General features: G+C 67.4%; 13 protein-coding genes and 1 pseudogene. 4 read left to right on the forward strand and 10 right to left on the reverse strand.

The annotated features are described in order from the left end of the window. From G401_RS0127435 to G401_RS48860, 8 genes are all read right to left on the reverse strand, one after another. Positions 1-912, reverse strand: a complete 912-nt coding sequence (locus tag G401_RS0127435) for a carbohydrate ABC transporter permease (RefSeq protein WP_027344989.1) — start codon at positions 910-912, stop codon at positions 1-3. After that, positions 909-1,862, reverse strand: coding sequence for a carbohydrate ABC transporter permease (locus tag G401_RS0127440; protein WP_245601860.1), 954 nt, complete (start codon positions 1,860-1,862; stop codon positions 909-911). Before G401_RS0127440 ends, G401_RS0127435 begins: the two co-directional genes overlap by 4 nt. Positions 1,863-1,867: 5 nt before the next feature. Then, positions 1,868-3,151 carry an ABC transporter substrate-binding protein gene (locus G401_RS0127445; RefSeq protein ID WP_027344991.1) on the reverse strand — a complete coding sequence of 428 codons (1,284 nt, stop codon included), beginning with the start codon at positions 3,149-3,151 and terminating at the stop codon, positions 1,868-1,870. Positions 3,152-3,334: 183 nt separating this feature from the next. Further along, on the reverse strand, positions 3,335-4,369 hold the full coding sequence (locus tag G401_RS48850) for an AraC family transcriptional regulator (RefSeq protein ID WP_064741869.1): 1,035 nt from the start codon (positions 4,367-4,369) through the stop codon (positions 3,335-3,337). Beyond that, positions 4,366-5,529 (reverse strand): alpha/beta hydrolase family protein, encoded by a 1,164-nt coding sequence (locus tag G401_RS0127455; RefSeq protein ID WP_027344992.1) that lies wholly within the window; start codon positions 5,527-5,529, stop codon positions 4,366-4,368. Before G401_RS0127455 ends, G401_RS48850 begins: the two co-directional genes overlap by 4 nt. 1 nt (position 5,530) lies before the next feature. Further along, the gene (locus G401_RS48855) at positions 5,531-6,505 is read right to left on the reverse strand and encodes a fumarylacetoacetate hydrolase family protein (protein ID WP_051367234.1); all 975 of its coding nucleotides are present in this window, start codon (positions 6,503-6,505) and stop codon (positions 5,531-5,533) included. Beyond that, positions 6,502-7,635 carry an FAD-dependent monooxygenase gene (locus G401_RS0127465; RefSeq protein ID WP_027344993.1) on the reverse strand — a complete coding sequence of 378 codons (1,134 nt, stop codon included), beginning with the start codon at positions 7,633-7,635 and terminating at the stop codon, positions 6,502-6,504. The genes G401_RS48855 and G401_RS0127465 overlap by 4 nt, the downstream gene beginning before the upstream one ends. Further along, positions 7,623-8,624, reverse strand: a complete 1,002-nt coding sequence (locus G401_RS48860) for a cyclase family protein (RefSeq protein WP_245601861.1) — start codon at positions 8,622-8,624, stop codon at positions 7,623-7,625. The genes G401_RS0127465 and G401_RS48860 overlap by 13 nt, the downstream gene beginning before the upstream one ends. Positions 8,625-8,741: 117 nt before the next feature. Between G401_RS48860 and G401_RS48865 the strand changes: the two genes are divergently transcribed. Together G401_RS48865 and G401_RS0127480 are read left to right on the forward strand one after the other, a co-directional pair. Beyond that, positions 8,742-9,650, forward strand: a complete 909-nt coding sequence (locus G401_RS48865) for a LysR family transcriptional regulator (protein WP_034593309.1) — start codon at positions 8,742-8,744, stop codon at positions 9,648-9,650. Between the two features lie 107 nt (positions 9,651-9,757). Continuing rightward, on the forward strand, positions 9,758-10,696 hold the full coding sequence (locus G401_RS0127480) for a VOC family protein (RefSeq protein ID WP_027344994.1): 939 nt from the start codon (positions 9,758-9,760) through the stop codon (positions 10,694-10,696). Positions 10,697-11,074: 378 nt separating this feature from the next. Here G401_RS0127480 and G401_RS0127490 read toward each other — a convergent pair whose 3' ends face one another. Beyond that, positions 11,075-11,770 carry a response regulator transcription factor gene (locus G401_RS0127490; protein WP_027344995.1) on the reverse strand — a complete coding sequence of 232 codons (696 nt, stop codon included), beginning with the start codon at positions 11,768-11,770 and terminating at the stop codon, positions 11,075-11,077. Continuing rightward, a complete protein-coding gene (locus tag G401_RS0127495; protein ID WP_245601862.1) occupies positions 11,767-12,999 on the reverse strand; it encodes a sensor histidine kinase in 1,233 nt (410 codons plus the stop codon). The genes G401_RS0127490 and G401_RS0127495 overlap by 4 nt, the downstream gene beginning before the upstream one ends. Before the next feature lie 256 nt (positions 13,000-13,255). On the opposite strand from G401_RS0127495, the pseudogene G401_RS58665 reads away from it, so the two are divergent. Together G401_RS58665 and G401_RS58670 are read left to right on the forward strand one after the other, a co-directional pair. Then, positions 13,256-13,906 (forward strand): annotated as a pseudogene (locus G401_RS58665) (lipocalin-like domain-containing protein); the annotation flags it as partial. A gap of 27 nt (positions 13,907-13,933) precedes the next feature. Further along, complete coding sequence (locus G401_RS58670) at positions 13,934-14,317, forward strand: lipocalin family protein (protein WP_407636950.1); 384 nt, start codon at positions 13,934-13,936, stop codon at positions 14,315-14,317. Positions 14,318-14,644 lie beyond the last annotated feature (327 nt).

Here is a 14,644-nt window from a genome sequence, read left to right on the forward strand (position 1 = left end):
TTAGCCCTTCACCGATCCGGCCGTGAGGCCCTTCATGACCTTCTGGTTGAGGGCCAGGTACAGCAGCAGGGTCGGTACGACGGTCAGGCAGATGGAGGCGAACGTGGGTCCCCATTGGCGCTGGCCGTACTGTCCGACGAAGTTGAGCAAGCCGGTCTGCACGGTGCGCAGGTTGTCGTCGCTGATGAAGGTGAGTGACAGCAGCAGGTCATTCCAGATGAAGAAGAACTGCACCAGGGCGATGGTGAGGATGGCGTTTCGCACCATCGGCAGCACGACGACGGCGAAGGTGCGGAAGATCCCGGCGCCGTCGAGGAACGAAGCCTCCAGGACCTCCGGTGGGATGGCGCGGAAGTAGCCAGCCATGAGGAACACGGTCAGGGGAAGCCCGAACGCCGTGTAGGTGATGATCAGTGACCACAGCGAGTTGATGAGTTGGGCTTTGAAGTAGATGGTGAACAGCGGCAGCAGCACCATCTGCAGCGGGACCATGACTCCGGCGAGGAACACCAACAGGACGGCGCCGCGGCCTCGCCACACCATGACCTGCAGGGCGAATCCGGCGGCGACGCCGAAAACGATGATGGCCGCCAGTGACGGCACGGTGGCCAGCAGGCTGTTACGCAGGTAGGTGGACATGTGGCCGGTGGTCCACGCCTCGGAGTAGTTGGCCCAGTCGAACCCTTCCGGCAGCGCCCAGACCGGCTTGAGGGAGAACTCGTCTTCCTGCTTGAGCGACGACAGGATCAGCCAGACCAGCGGGTAGATCTCGATGAGCAGCAGCAGCGCTACCGCCGCGCGCAGCGGCATCCGCCGCAGTTGCCGGCCGAGGCGGTTCTTCGGGCGGTGGCGCAGCGTGGGCGTGACGGGCGCGGTCTCGTGGGCGTGCCGAACGGCGGTGGGGGTGCTCATCGGGTCTGGTCCTTGCGCGAGAAGCGGAAGATCACGAGGGTGACGAGAAGACTCAGCAGGGTCAGCTGCATCGCGATGGTGGAGCCGTAGCCGTAGTCGCCGAAGCTGAACGCGGTCTTGTACATGTACAGCGTGAGCGGGCTGGTGGTGTCGCCTGGACCGCCGCCGGTCAAAGCCATGATCGAGTCGAAGACTTTGAGAGTGCCGTTGATGCTGAAGATCACCGACGAGAGCAGGATCGGGGTGAGCATCGGCAGGATGATGTGGCGTACCAGCCGCCAGCCCCGCGCGCCGTCGAGGCGGGCGCCTTCGATGATGTCGTCGGGGATGTCGACGAGGCCGGCGTAGAGCAGCACGGCGTAGAAGCCCATAGACCGCCAGACGTCCATGACGACCAAGACGATGAAAGCGCTACCGGAATCGCCGAACCAGTCCCGGTCGCCGGACATGCCCAGCACCGAGGCGATCGAGTTGATCAAGCCTGGCTGGGGGGCGACCGCGAACAGCTTGGTGAACATCGCCGCGACCGCGACCGTGGGCAGCACCACCGGGAAGAACACCAGGGTGCGCACCAGCGCGGAGGCGCGCTTGAGGTAGAACGTGTACAGCAGGGCCAGCAGCAGCCCGAACCCGACCTGCCCGACGGTTACGGCGATGCCGTATTTGACGGTGAACCAGGTCGAGGCCCAGAACGCGTCGTCGCCGAGCAGCTGCTTGTAGTTGTCCAGGCCGGTGAAGTTGAACCCGCCGATGACGCTGCCGTCGAAGAAGGTGTAGCCCGCCGACCAGATGAGCGGGACGATCATGACAAGGGTGTAGACGATCAGGGCGGGTCCGATGAACACAGCGATGGCCCGCTTGTCCCCGAGCATTGATCGCACGGGTTCCTCCTCGTAGGTGATGAGACGGTCGGGGTACGGGCCGCCGCCACGATGGCGGCGGCCCGTCATGCAGGTCAGCCCTGATCGATGGCCTTTTGCAGGGTGTTCATGTAGTCAGCGGGCGACATGTCGCCGGTGACCAGCCGCGTCACGTTCTTGGTCGCGGTGTCGGTCGCCTTGGTCGGGAACAGCGCCTCGAACCACAGCAGCGGCTGCTTGGTGGCGCCGATCTGCGTGACAACACCCTTGGTCAGAGCGCTGGCGTCCGCGGGCGGGTTGGCGGTGAAGCCGCTGACCAGGCCGATCTCGGACAGCGCGCGGTCGCCGTAGTGCTCGACGATGTACTTCAGCCACGCGCCGACCTCGGCGTTGTAGCCCTTCTTCGACACCACGGTGGTCAGGCCGGCGTTCATCGGGGTCTGGTCCGCGGTGCCGGTGCCGCCGGCAACCGTCGGGAACGGCAGGAATCCGATGTTGTCGGCGCCGATCTTGTTGGTCTGCTGGTTGCCGAAGTCACGCACAGCCCAGCTGCCCATGTAGAACATCGCGGCCTTGCCCTGCAGGAACAGGTCCTGGGCGGTGGCGTAGTCCAGGGTGCCGACACCCTTGCCGAAGTAGCCCTTGGTGCCCAGGTCGGCCACGGCCTGCGCGGCGGCGACGTACTGCGGGTCGGTGAGCTTGGCCTTGCCGTCCTTGACGTCCTGCAGCGCGTTGGGCCCGACGGTGCGGAACAAGTAGTTGCCGAGCAGGCGGGTCAGCGGCCAGCCCTGCTGTCCGGATGCCGCGAACGGCTGCACGCCCTTGGCCTGCAGAGCGGCAGCTGCCGCCGACAGCTCTTCCCAGGTCGTGGGTGCCGTGATGCCGTTGTCAGCGAACAGCTTCTTGTTGTACCAAACGCCTTCGATGTTGAGCTCCAGCGGCAGGCCGAGCAGCTTCCCGCCCTGGGTCTTCTTCACCAGCTCCACCGCGGCCGGGTTGAGCTTGTCGAAGACGCCGAGCTCCTTGAGGGTGGCCTCCAGGTCGAGGATCTGCCCCGAGTTGTACATCTGCTGCAGCAGCTCGTTGCTGTTGGGTGCGTTGAAGATGGTGGGCAGGTTGTTCTGGCTTGCCAGCAGCTGCAGCTTCTGGTCCAGATCGGCCTGCGGGGCGACCTCGACCTTCAGGGTGGTGCCGGGCTTGGTCTTGGCGTAGTCATCGGTCAGTTTGCCGAAGACCAGCGGCCAGCCCTCCGTGGGCTGCTGCACGGAGTAGTACTTGACCTGCAACGGTCCGGATGCGGCCGTGTCGTCGGTGCCGGAACTGCACGCGGCCAGGGCGAGCATGGCCGCCGCGGCGATCGCGACGCTGCGAAGCTTCACGCTGTTCTCCTCGGGTGCGGGTGAAGGTTGGTGATGTCGCCGGTAGGGCCCGGCAATGGATTGGCATTTGTTGCGTTCGCGTCTCCAGCCGGTTTCGGCTGTGTCCGAAATGATGTCGGCCCGTGTGAGCTGCGACGTAGCCCTCGATGAACCGCCTGTAGCACAAAATTGACCTGTGCTGGTTCAGCTGAGTGCGGTCAGTTCCCGCAGCGCTGGATGCCCGTGAGGGCGCGGTGCGGTCAGCTGTCTGTGCGTGCGCAGCTGACCGCCGTCGTGCCGGAACCGGTCGCGGTAGACGCTGGCTGGCAGGCCGAAATGGGCTTTGAATCGGCGGGCGAAGTAGTTCTGATCCGGCCAGCCGATCGCGTCGGCGATGTGGCTGATCGGTTCGTCGGTGTAGAGCAGCATCGCCGCAGCGGTCTCCATCCGCTGGCGCGACAGATACGCTATCGGCGGCAGCCCGGTGGCGGCCTTGAACAACCGCACCAGGTAGCCGGGCGCCAGATGTAACACCTCGGCGAGTTCGTCGAGAGTCCAGCGGCGGGCGACGTCGCGTTCGAGCAGCTTCATCGCCTCGACCACCGACGGGTGTGTCGGCCCGGTCGGTTCGTATCCGGCGTCGTCGGCGTCAACGACCGCCCGAGCGAGCGCGGCCAGTACGAGCGACAACCGGGCCAGCGTGTCGGCCCGGTACCGTGTGGCCGGCCGTGACCGCAGCTCGTCGAGGGCTTGTAGATGGCCGAGGCACTCATCGAGAACCGGCGGCGGCAGCGTGACGGTCAGCATGCCGCGGCGCTGCTGGGCATGCGGACCGGTCCACAGCAGGTAACTCAGGATCGGATCGTGGCGCATCCAGCTCAGCTCGCTGCGCAAGATCTCCATGCTGATGCAGCAGTTGATCAGATCAAGCTGGCTGCAGGCCTCGTATCCATGCCACACCCCGGGCCGCAGCAGCACCACGTCTCCCCGGCGCATGTCCTGCCTGCCGACGGAGGCGTGGTGCGTACCGCGCCCGGCGACCGCGAAAGCGATCTCCATGAAGCTGTGGGTGTGCACACCGAAGTTCCCGTCGTGGCGGTAGCCGCCCGCGTAGATCAGCGACCCGTCGGCGAAGTACATCCGGTTGTCGGTATTGCCGACGGGGTGACCTTCTATCCGGTCGGGTACCGCCGCGCGCAGACGGTCAGCCGCACCGCGATCGACCGTAGCGGTGATCATGTGTGTGCCTTGGCCGCGGTGAACCTGTCGGAGATCCAATCGGCGACGTATGTGCTGACCAGCGGCAGGTTGTCCAGGCCGATGTGCTCGTTGCCGCCGTCTCGGGCGGTGAACACCGTCAGCTCGCGCAGCGGGCTGTTGACTGCTTGGTCGTAGCTCAGCTGGGCGTATTCCAGAGGGATCTGCCGGTCGTTCTCGCCGTGCACGACCAGGAACGGCACGGTGATCCGGTCCAGGATGCCTTCCAGGGTGACCTGTTCGGCGGCGGCGATGAACTCGTCGATCGTGTCTTTGCCCCAAACCCACATGACGTGGTCCCAGTAGTGCGGAACCGGGTGCTCGCCTTCGCGCTGCAGGCGCCGCTTCTGCATCTGGCCCCAGTTGTGATTGGCGCCCCAGGCGACGCACAGGCTGAAGCGGGGTTCGAACGCCGCCGCGCGAGGTGCGTAATAGCCGCCCAAGGACCAGCCTGCGATCCCGATCCGGCCCGGGTCGACCTCGCCGGTGGCCAGGAGCCAGTCCACGCAGGCGCCGGCCGGCCGTTCGGTGTCGGCGACGGCCGTGACGCCGCGCAGCCGCAGAGTCTCGCCGGTGCCGGGGCCGTCGACCATGAGGGTTGAGATGCCGCGGGCGGCCAGTTCATGACCGAACCCGGACTGGGACATCATCTCCTTGGTGCTGTCCAGGCCGTTCCACAGCACGATGCACGGAGCTGGACCGTCGACGGCCTCGGCTTTCATGTAATAGGCGGGCAGGGACCCGTCGCCGTAGGGGATCTCCACGCGGATGCAGTTGTCGCGACCGACGGCTGTCGCTCGGGCGAACAGGTCGAGCGCTCGCTCGTATGCCCGCTGGCGGGGCTCCCAGTGGCGGCTTTGCAGCCGCTCGGCGACCTGTACATAGAGTGCGGCGCGGTGCAGTTTCTGTCCGGCGCTGCGCCACCAGCCGCGGGCCTCATCGGCGGCGGCCAACTCCTCCAGCCGGTCGGCTACTGCGGTCCAGGAGGCGAAGAACTCCTCGGTGCCGACGTCGGCGCCGAGAGCGGCGGTATCGCGCAGCGGGCGGCAGGCCCGGTCGACTTCGTCGATCAGCGCCCCACTGTTGAGTGCGCCGATGACGGCGAGATTCCACACGTAGTTGCCGGGAAAGTACTCGAACACGTCAGGCTCCTTGATCAACCGGGTGGTGGTGCACTAGCGCGCTCGGTCTGCGCCGCGGCGCGGGTCGGGCGGCGGGTATCGGCTGGGGGGCGCGTCCGGCGACGACACGGTTGGAGATGGTGCCGATGCCGCCGACAGTCATTTCCACCACGTCGCCGGCCTGCAGCGCAGGAGGATCGGCGGTGCCGGAGCGGCCCCATAGTTCGGCGAGGCAGCCGCCGTTACCGCAGGTTCCCGAACCCAGTACGTCACCGGGACGGACCTGGGTGCCGCGCGAGGCGTAGGCGACCAGGGCCTCGAACGGCCAGCCCATGTTCGACAGCAGGTCGCTGCCGACCGTGCGGCCGTTGACAGCCACGCTCATCGGCAGGGCCAGAAAGCCGTCGGCGTCGCGCCAGGGTTCCAACTCGTCGGCGGTGACCAGCCACGGGCCGAGGGTGGTGGCGAAGTCTTTGCCTTTCGCCGGGCCGAGCTGCACCTGCATCTCGGCGCGCTGCAAGTCGCGGGCCGACCAATCGTTGAAGATCGTGTAACCGAAGATGTGATCCCGGGCCTGCTCGACGGTAAGGTCCGCCCCGGCTGTTCCGACGACCGCCGCGACTTCGAGTTCGAAGTCCAGCACGCGGCACCCGGGTGGGATAGCGACGTCGTCGTGGGCGCCGATCATGGCGTAGGGGTTGGTGAAATAGAACGTCGGCGCCGCGTACCACTGGGCTGGCACGGTGGCGGTGTCGCCGACACTGCGCACGACCCCTTCGACGTGCTCCTCGAAGGCAACGAAGTCACGGACCGTCGGTGGGTGCAACGGGGGCAGCAGGCGCACATCGGCGACAGCGACTGACGGCCCGGCGGTGACCGGAGCACGGCCGGAGACCACGTCGGCGACGGTGGCGCCGTCGGCCAGCGGCTCGATGCGCTGATCGACGACGACTCCGGCGTGCGCGCCGCCGTGGTGGAGGTAGGTCGCGAGCTTCATGCCGGCGTGCTCACCAGGGCCGCGATGCGGCCCATCAGTCCGGGTACGTCGGCGCCGCGGTGACCCTCCAGCAGCCATTGCCCCAGCTGCACCGACGCGGAGACCACCTGCCCCGCCCGGTCGTGGCGGCGATCCATGAACGCCTCCCACAACCCGTCGTCGACCGCGTCTGCGGCCAGCAGCAGTTCGGCGAGTACCGCCGCGTCTTCCAGGGCCATGGCCGCGCCCTGGGCCAGGGTCGGTGGGCAGGCGTGGGCGGCGTCGCCGATCAGCACGACCCGGCCGCGGTGCCACGACCGGTCCAGCAGGTGTGCCTCGAACCAGGTGTAGTTGACCGTCGCGGGATCGGTCAGGCTGTCGCGGATCGCGTCGAACGGCCCGTGGTAGGCGGCGGCGAGTTCGCGCATCGTGTCTAGGCGCTGCTGCGCGGTGAGCGCGCTGCGGTCTTGGGCCTTTTCGACGATGTAGGCGTAGAGACTGTCGGGACCGGTCGGGCAGTATCCGGCGATGAAGCTCGGCCCCCCGTAGTACAGGTCCGTGCGGGTGATCTGTGCCGGGCGAGGTGTGAAAGCTCGCCAGATCCCCATACCGGTGGGCTGGGTCTGCAGGTCGATGCCGATGAGCTGGCGGGTGTGCGAACGCAGCCCGTCCGCGCCGACGACCAGGTCGTACCGGCTGCTGACTCCGCCGGTCAGCACAACGTCGACTCCGCTGTCGTCGCTGGTCAGCTTCTCGACGCTCGTCGCCAGCAGGACGCGGACGCCGACCTGACGGGCGCGGTCGTGTATGACGCGGGCCAGGTCTGGACGGTACATGCCGACCGTCGCTGGCAGGTCGGCGCCGCCGGTGCGGTGGTCGGGCAGCTCGGCGAGCAGGGTTCCGGCCGGGTCAGGGGCGCGCAGCCCGAGGGTGTCGAACGCGTATCCGAGCTGGCTGACCTGCGGCCAGACACCGACCTGGCGTAGCACGCGCAGCGCGTTTCCCTGGAGGGTGATGCCGGAGCCCAGCGCGGCAGCGTCAGGTTTGAGTTCGACCAGGTCGACGGTGACGCCGCTGTCCGCGAGCAGGATCGCTGTGGCGGTGCCGGCCAGGCCGCCGCCGACGACCAGGACGTTGTTCACTGCGGGCATGGATGCCTCATTTCACGGCGATGGGATTGACGGGGGGCACCCACAGCACCGGTGACGGGGATGGGGGCTGCAGTGAGCCAGAAGTCGTACACACCGTCGCCAGCGCAATCGGCGGCGAGGGCGTCCAGGTCCCACATCTCGCCGATGAACAGCCCGATGTGCGGGATGGCGACCTGGTGCAAGGGTTGAAACGCGTCGTCGAACTCGTTGGGCCGTACCTCGAACCCCCAGGTGTCGGTCGCGATCGCGGCGATCTCGCGCTTGTGCAGCCATCCCGCGGTCGTGAACGACAACCCGGGAGCCTCGCCACCGGCGTAGGTGCCCCAGCCTTCGCGTCGCACCCGAGTCAGCTGTCCGGTACGCACGACAACGATGTCGCCGCTGCTCACCCGTGAGGTCGGTCCCTGAGCGGCGATGGTGGCGTCCAGGTGCTCGGCGGTGATCGCGAAACCGTCGGGCAGTTCGCCGTCGCCGGCCGCGCGGCCGACATCCAGCAGCACCGCCCGGCCGGCGATGATCCCGGCGACGGTCTCGATGCCGGTGACCTGGTCACCGGCGGAGGTGACGACGTCGGCGGCCCGGCGGCCGTTGTAGGCCATGCCGTGGTCGAAGATGTGCCCGAGCCCGTCCCACTGGGTCGAGCACTGCAACGGCATGAACACCACGTCGTCGGCGCCGCCTAGACCATGCGGGAACCCCTGGCCGCGCTCGGCGTCCAGACCGGTGTCCAGCATCGTGTGCACGGGGTTGGTCCGACGCCGCCAGCCACGCTGGGGCCCGTCGGTGTCGAAGCGCTGCGCTAGGGAGAACGACACGCCCCGGCGCACCAGAGCAGCGCCTTCTCGGCGCTTGGAGTCGGTCAGGAAGTTCATGGTGCCGAGCACGTCGTCGCCACCCCACCGGCCGCGGTTGGAGTACGCGGCTGCCGCGGCGGCGATAGCGCCGGCTGGGTCGTCACGACCGGGAGTGGGTTGCGATGCGGTTTCCATAAGGTTCCCTACTGATGACGGCGGTGTGACTTGACACACTCTGCGGGCCGTCGCACTATCCGTGAAGACGATTTTGCCTATGGTCGATATTCGCGACACGGATAAGGAGTTGGCAGCGTGCCCCGCAATGCGGACTTCAACCTGCTGCTGCCCCTCCAGGCGCTGCTGGCCGAACGCAGCGTGACCCGCGCCGCCGAGCGCCTCGGGCTCAGTCAGCCAGCCACCAGCGCTGCGCTGGCCAAACTCCGCCGCCACTTCGGCGACGATCTGCTGGTACGCGTCAGCAACAGCTACCAGCTCACGCCGCTGGCCACACAGCTGTACGAACGGGTCGCCATCGCCGTGGCGGCCTCCGAACGCGTGTTCGCCAGCGAACCCGATTTCGACCCCACCACTTCCGACCGGCAGTTCACCGTCCTAATGTCCGACTACGCCCTGTCCACGCTCGGCCCCGCCATCTCCGGGCTCCTCGACGCCCAGGCGCCACGGCTACGCCTCTACGTGCAGCCCACCACCCGCGAAAACGTCGACGCCGCCCACGAGACGCTGCGCACCGCCGACCTGCTCGTCCTGCCCCACGGGTTCCTCACCGACCTGCCCCACCAGGACCTCTACTCCGACGAATGGATGTGCCTGGTCAGCGCCGACAACCCCGACGTCGGACCCACCCTCACCCTCAAGCAGCTCGCCGCCATGCCCTGGGTGCTGACCTACCACCGCGGCACCGCCTTCACCACGGCCGCCCACGAACTGCGCCAACTCGGCGTCGAACTCGACGTACGAATGGTCGCCGAGAGCTACGCGCTGCTCCCAGCCATGATCATCGGCACGCGGCGCGTCGCGCTCATCCAGCGCCAGCTCGGGCTACAGCTCAGCGCCGGCGGTCGGGTCCGTGCGCTACCGTGCCCCTTCGAGGCCGCACCGCTGATCGAAGCCATGTGGTGGCACCCGATGAACGACACCGACGCCGGGCACCAATGGCTGCGCGAGCGTTTCACTGAAGCCGCCCGCATCGTCCAGCGCTAACAGCACCCATCCACAGCGCAGATACCTGATATCGGCAAAATCGCCTTCCCGGGCGCCAGGGCACAACCCGACAGTGGGACTCCGCCCGCCATGCCCGAGGAGCCACCATGACTCGCCCTTTGATCACGCATCTACGCCATGTCGATCTCGCCGTACCCGACATCGACCGCCAGCTCGCCTTCTACACCGACATGTGGGGCCTGACCCAGGTCGCCTCTGACACCGGCATCTCGTTCCTGGCCGCCGAAGGATCTCCGGAGCAGTACGTCGTCCGCATCCGGCAGGCCCAGGACAAGCGCCTCGACCTGATCGCCTTCGGCGCAGCCACCCCGACCGACGTCGACACCCTCGCCCAGCGGCTCGGCCAGGACGGCGTCACCCTCATCACCGAGCCCAGCGCCCTCGACACGCCCGGCGGTGGATACGGCTTCCGTTTCTTCGACGTCGACGGGCGCACGGTAGAGGTCTCCGCAGAGGTCGAGACGCGCACGCATCGCCGCGTCGAGCAGCGGGAGTCCATCCCGGTCCGGCTGTCCCATGTCGTGATCAACTCACCCGACCCGACCGCGACCGTCGCCTTTTACAACAAGCACCTGAGCTTTGCCCTCTCCGACACGCTCACCCATCCGCACATGGGCGACGTCATGTGGTTCATGCGCTGCAACCAGTGGCACCACAGCCTGGCCATCGCCCGCGGCCCCCACGTGGCGCTGCACCACGCGTCATTCGAACTGCGGGGAATCGACGAGTTCATGCGCGGATCGGGCCGCCTCCTGCGCGCCGGCGTCGAGAAGGTCTGGGGCCCCGGCCGCCACACCGCGGGCGACAACACCTTCAGCTACTTCCTCGACCCTCACGGCAACACGGTCGAATACACCACCGAACTCGAACAGCTCTACGAGGACACCTGGCACCCGCACATCTACGACTTCAGCGACCCGTCCGTCGCCGACCAATGGGGCACCGCCAACCCCATGAACGAGTTCGTCGCCCGGCAGTCCTTCAACGACCCTGATCGGGGTGTCTTTATCGCGCCGCCCTGCTGACGCGCCCTGTGGGTGCCGGAACGCGCCGGCACCTACAGGCGTTCACCCGCGGACTCGACTTCGACCGTCCACGCCGCGATCACCCTGTCCTACCACAACGGCGGAACCGAAGGCGTGAACACCAAAACGAAACGGATCATGCGCCAGATGCACGGCTGAGCCAGCTTCCCGCTCCTCCGCCACCGCATCCTGCTCAACTGACATCACCCAGCGTCACCACCGAAAGAGCAACAGAGCCGTAAGAGCGACAGAGCCGTTAGCGAGATGGTCCCAGCCGGCGGGCGTGGGCTGCGCGTGGGGTCGAGTTCCGGTGACCGCGCCTGATCTGCGGTGGAAGCCATCCAGGCAGCGGCGACCCGGCAGGGACGGTATTGACCGTCAGGGTTGGACCAGTCCTGTTTGGTAGGCGGTGACGACCAGCTGCGCGCGGTCGCGCGCGCCGAGTTTTGTCATTGCGTGGCTGACGTGTGTGCGGGCGGTGGCTGGGCTGAGGAACAGTTGGGCGCCGATCTCGTCGTTACTCAGTCCTTGTCCTACCAGGGTCAGTACCTCGCGTTCGCGTTGGGTCAGCACTGCCAGCCGGTCTTCGGCGACCTGGGTGGCGATGCGTTGTGCGGTGAACTGGGCGATGAGGCGTCGAGTGATCCGCGGTGCGAGTAACGCGTCTCCGGCGGCGACCACTCGGATGGCGTGCAACAGTTCAGCTGGTCCGGCGTCTTTGAGTAGGAAGCCGCTGGCGCCGGCTTGGAGGGCTTCGAAGACGTATGCGTCGGTGTCGTATGTGGTCAGGATCAGGATCCGGATGTGTTCGAGGCCGTGCGTGTCGGTGATCTGGCGGGTGGCTTTGATCCCGTCCATCTGCGGCATGCGGATGTCCATGAGGATGACGTCGGGCCGGGTGGTCCGGGCTTGCTCCACCGCCTCGGCCCCGTTGGCGGCCTCGCCCACGACGGTGAGGTCGTCTTCGGCGTCGAGCAACGCCTTGAATCCGGACCGCACGAGGACCTGATCATCGGCGAGCACGACCTTGATCGGGTTGCCGCCGGACGTCGAAGCTGCGGCTGCCGTGCTCACAGCGACGCCGTTGCGGCCGGAGACAACGGCAGCCGTGCCTTGACTTCAAACCCTCCGGACGTCGTCGGCCCGGCGGTCAGCTCACCGCCCAGCAGACCGCAGCGTTCGCGCATGCCGACGATTCCCCGGCCCGGATCGGCCCGGCCGCTGTTAGGGGTGCCGGCCACGCTGGCCAACGCGTGCGAACCTGAGCCGTCGTCCCCAGGGGCATCCCGGCCGCCGTCATCGGCCACCCGGACTTCCAGGATCTCGGGTCCGTAGTCGAGCGCGACGGTCACTCGGGTCGGGCCGACGTGGCGGATCACGTTGGTGATCGACTCTTGCAGGATCCGGTAGGCGGTGTGGTCCACCGCGCTCGGTAATGCAACGCTGGGCGAGGTCACTTCGAGTTTGATGTCCAGTCCGGCCGCGCGCGCCATCGCGGTGAGCGCGTCGACCTGTCCCAGGCCGGGGTGCGGCGCTCGTCCGTTGCGCGAATCCCGCAGTACGCTCAGGACCGTTCGCATCTCGTGCAACGCCTGGGCGCTGGTTTCCTGAATGGTCACCAGCGTTTCGCGTACCCGTTCTGGGTGTTTGTCGAGCAGGTATGCGGTGACGCCGGCCTGCACGTTGATGATGGCGATGGCGTGGGCGACGGTGTCGTGGACCTCGCGGGCGATCCGCAGCCGCTCGGCGTCGACCCGCGAACGTGCCTCCTCTTCCCGGGTCCGTTCCGCCTGCCGGGCCCGCTCCACTGCTTCGGCCGCGATGACATGCCGCGACCGGGCCGTTTCGCCGAGTGCGGCGGCCATGACCGACGCCGCGATACGGAAGAACACCCAGCCGATGGCGGCCCGCGGCTCGATGTCGGCTGCGGCGGCGAGCCAGGCGGCGGCCAGCACGGTGATACCCACACCGGCGATCACCGGGGCCTTGCGCCCGTCGCCGTAGGCGGTCACCGTGTAGAGGGCGACGAACAGCCCGATCGAGCCGGGCCCGTCGGTGAAGCCGACGGTGTAGTACACCAGGCTCGCCAGAGCGGCCGTGATGAACACCGCCACCGGCCACCGGCGGCGTACGGCCAGCACGACGCCACTCAGGATCAGCAGGATATAGCCGAGGTGGCCGACGTCGTCCAGCGGCCGTGACCCTACGTCCGCGGGTTTCACGATCGTGCCCTGAACCTGCATCACCGCAATGAACAGTCCGAGCAGGACGTCCTGTGCCCAGACGGGCAGGCGCAACGACACTGCTCGGCGTTTCATGTCGCGAGCATAGTGGCCGTGCGCCGGGCAGCGGCTACGACGAGGAGCGCGACCGGGAGCGCAGCGTCTACGCAAAACTGCGTACCACTGGCACCGGCGGCTACGCACAACCGGTGTCGGGAAGCCATCTCCTGCCCGAGGACGTGCCCGGGTCGGCTGGGCGACGATCGCTGCCGTGACCTCCGTGCACCCCCGTCCCCGACGGGATGCCGTCCGCTGGCAAGAGATGAAGAGGAACACCATGCATATTCAGCGACGTCGACCTACCGCTGTGATCGCCGCACTGACGTTCGGCGCGGTACTGGCCGACGCGGCGTTGTCGGCGATCCCCGCAACAGCCGGCCCTGTCTTCCTCCCGGCGGATACCGCACATCCGGCGACCGCTACGACCGCATCCGCCTTTCCGACATTCGTGCATCTGCCGGCCGATCAGGCAGCGCATCCGAACGCAGCCCAGGAATGGTGGTATGTGGTCGGCCACCTCAACGCCCATGGTCACCGGTTCGGCTACGAGGTCACGATCGGCGCCGGCCAGGCGCCGCAGAGTTTCATCGCGATCACCGACAAGACCACCGGCGAGTACTACACGCAGAGTCAGTGCTTCTCATCTGACCAGGCCAGCTTCTCCACCACCACGCTCGACGTACGCACGCCCACGGCGACGCTGTCCGGGCCGATGGATGCGATGCACCTGCACGCGATCCTGCCGGCTGGTGACATCGACCTGACCCTCGGCGCGCGGGGACCTGCCCTGTACAACAATGGGACCGGGCTGATCCCGTTCCTTGGCGGGACGAGTTACTACTATTCGCTGCCCAGCCTGACGTCCCAGGGAACGCTCACCGTGAACAGCCATACCTACCCGGTGACCGGCGAGTCGTGGCTAGATCGCCAATGGGGTACCTGGGACTGGAGCACCATGCAGAAGTGGACCTGGATGGCGTTGCAGCTGTCTAACGGCGAGCGGATCAACCTGTGGGATCTGTTCGCCCAAGGCAGCGAATCCTCCTACGCGACTGTGCTGCACCCGGACGGAACCCACGAAATTGTCGCGGTGAAGCCGCTGGCCGACACCACCTCCGCCTTCTGGACCAGCCCCACGACCGGCAAGCGGTACGGCACCCGGTGGACTGTGAATATTCCCGGGCTGCAGGCCAGCCTCACCATCGTCGTCGAGCCGCAGGGACAGGAGGTCCAGGCGTTCGGCGGCGTCTACGAAGGCGCAGGCAGTGTCACCGGACGGTACCGGGGCAAGCCGATATCCGGGCAGATATACGTCGAACAGCTCGGCAACTGGCGGTAGGCCAACCGTCGAACCGGACCCGGCTGCGGGCCTGACCACGCGCCCACACGTCCACCCGTCGGGCGCGCGGACGATCCCAGTCGGAATCGCTTAGCCCTGGCCCAGGACGGCCACGATCAACGCTGAACCGCGTCGGCTGACCCGTCGAGCCCCACCCCTGTGCCCACCGACCTCGACGCCATCACCACAGTGCCGCCCGCGCGCCGCGCCGGCAATCCTCGCCGCCGCGGGAACGCACCAACGGACACGACGCCTCCGCTGACACGTTGCCGGCGCTGGACCGAAACCGATGCAGCAAACCACGTAGCGAAGTCGCGGTAACCGTCC

This window comes from Hamadaea tsunoensis DSM 44101 (genome assembly GCF_000428945.1).
In the GTDB taxonomy this organism is placed as follows: domain Bacteria; phylum Actinomycetota; class Actinomycetes; order Mycobacteriales; family Micromonosporaceae; genus Hamadaea; species Hamadaea tsunoensis.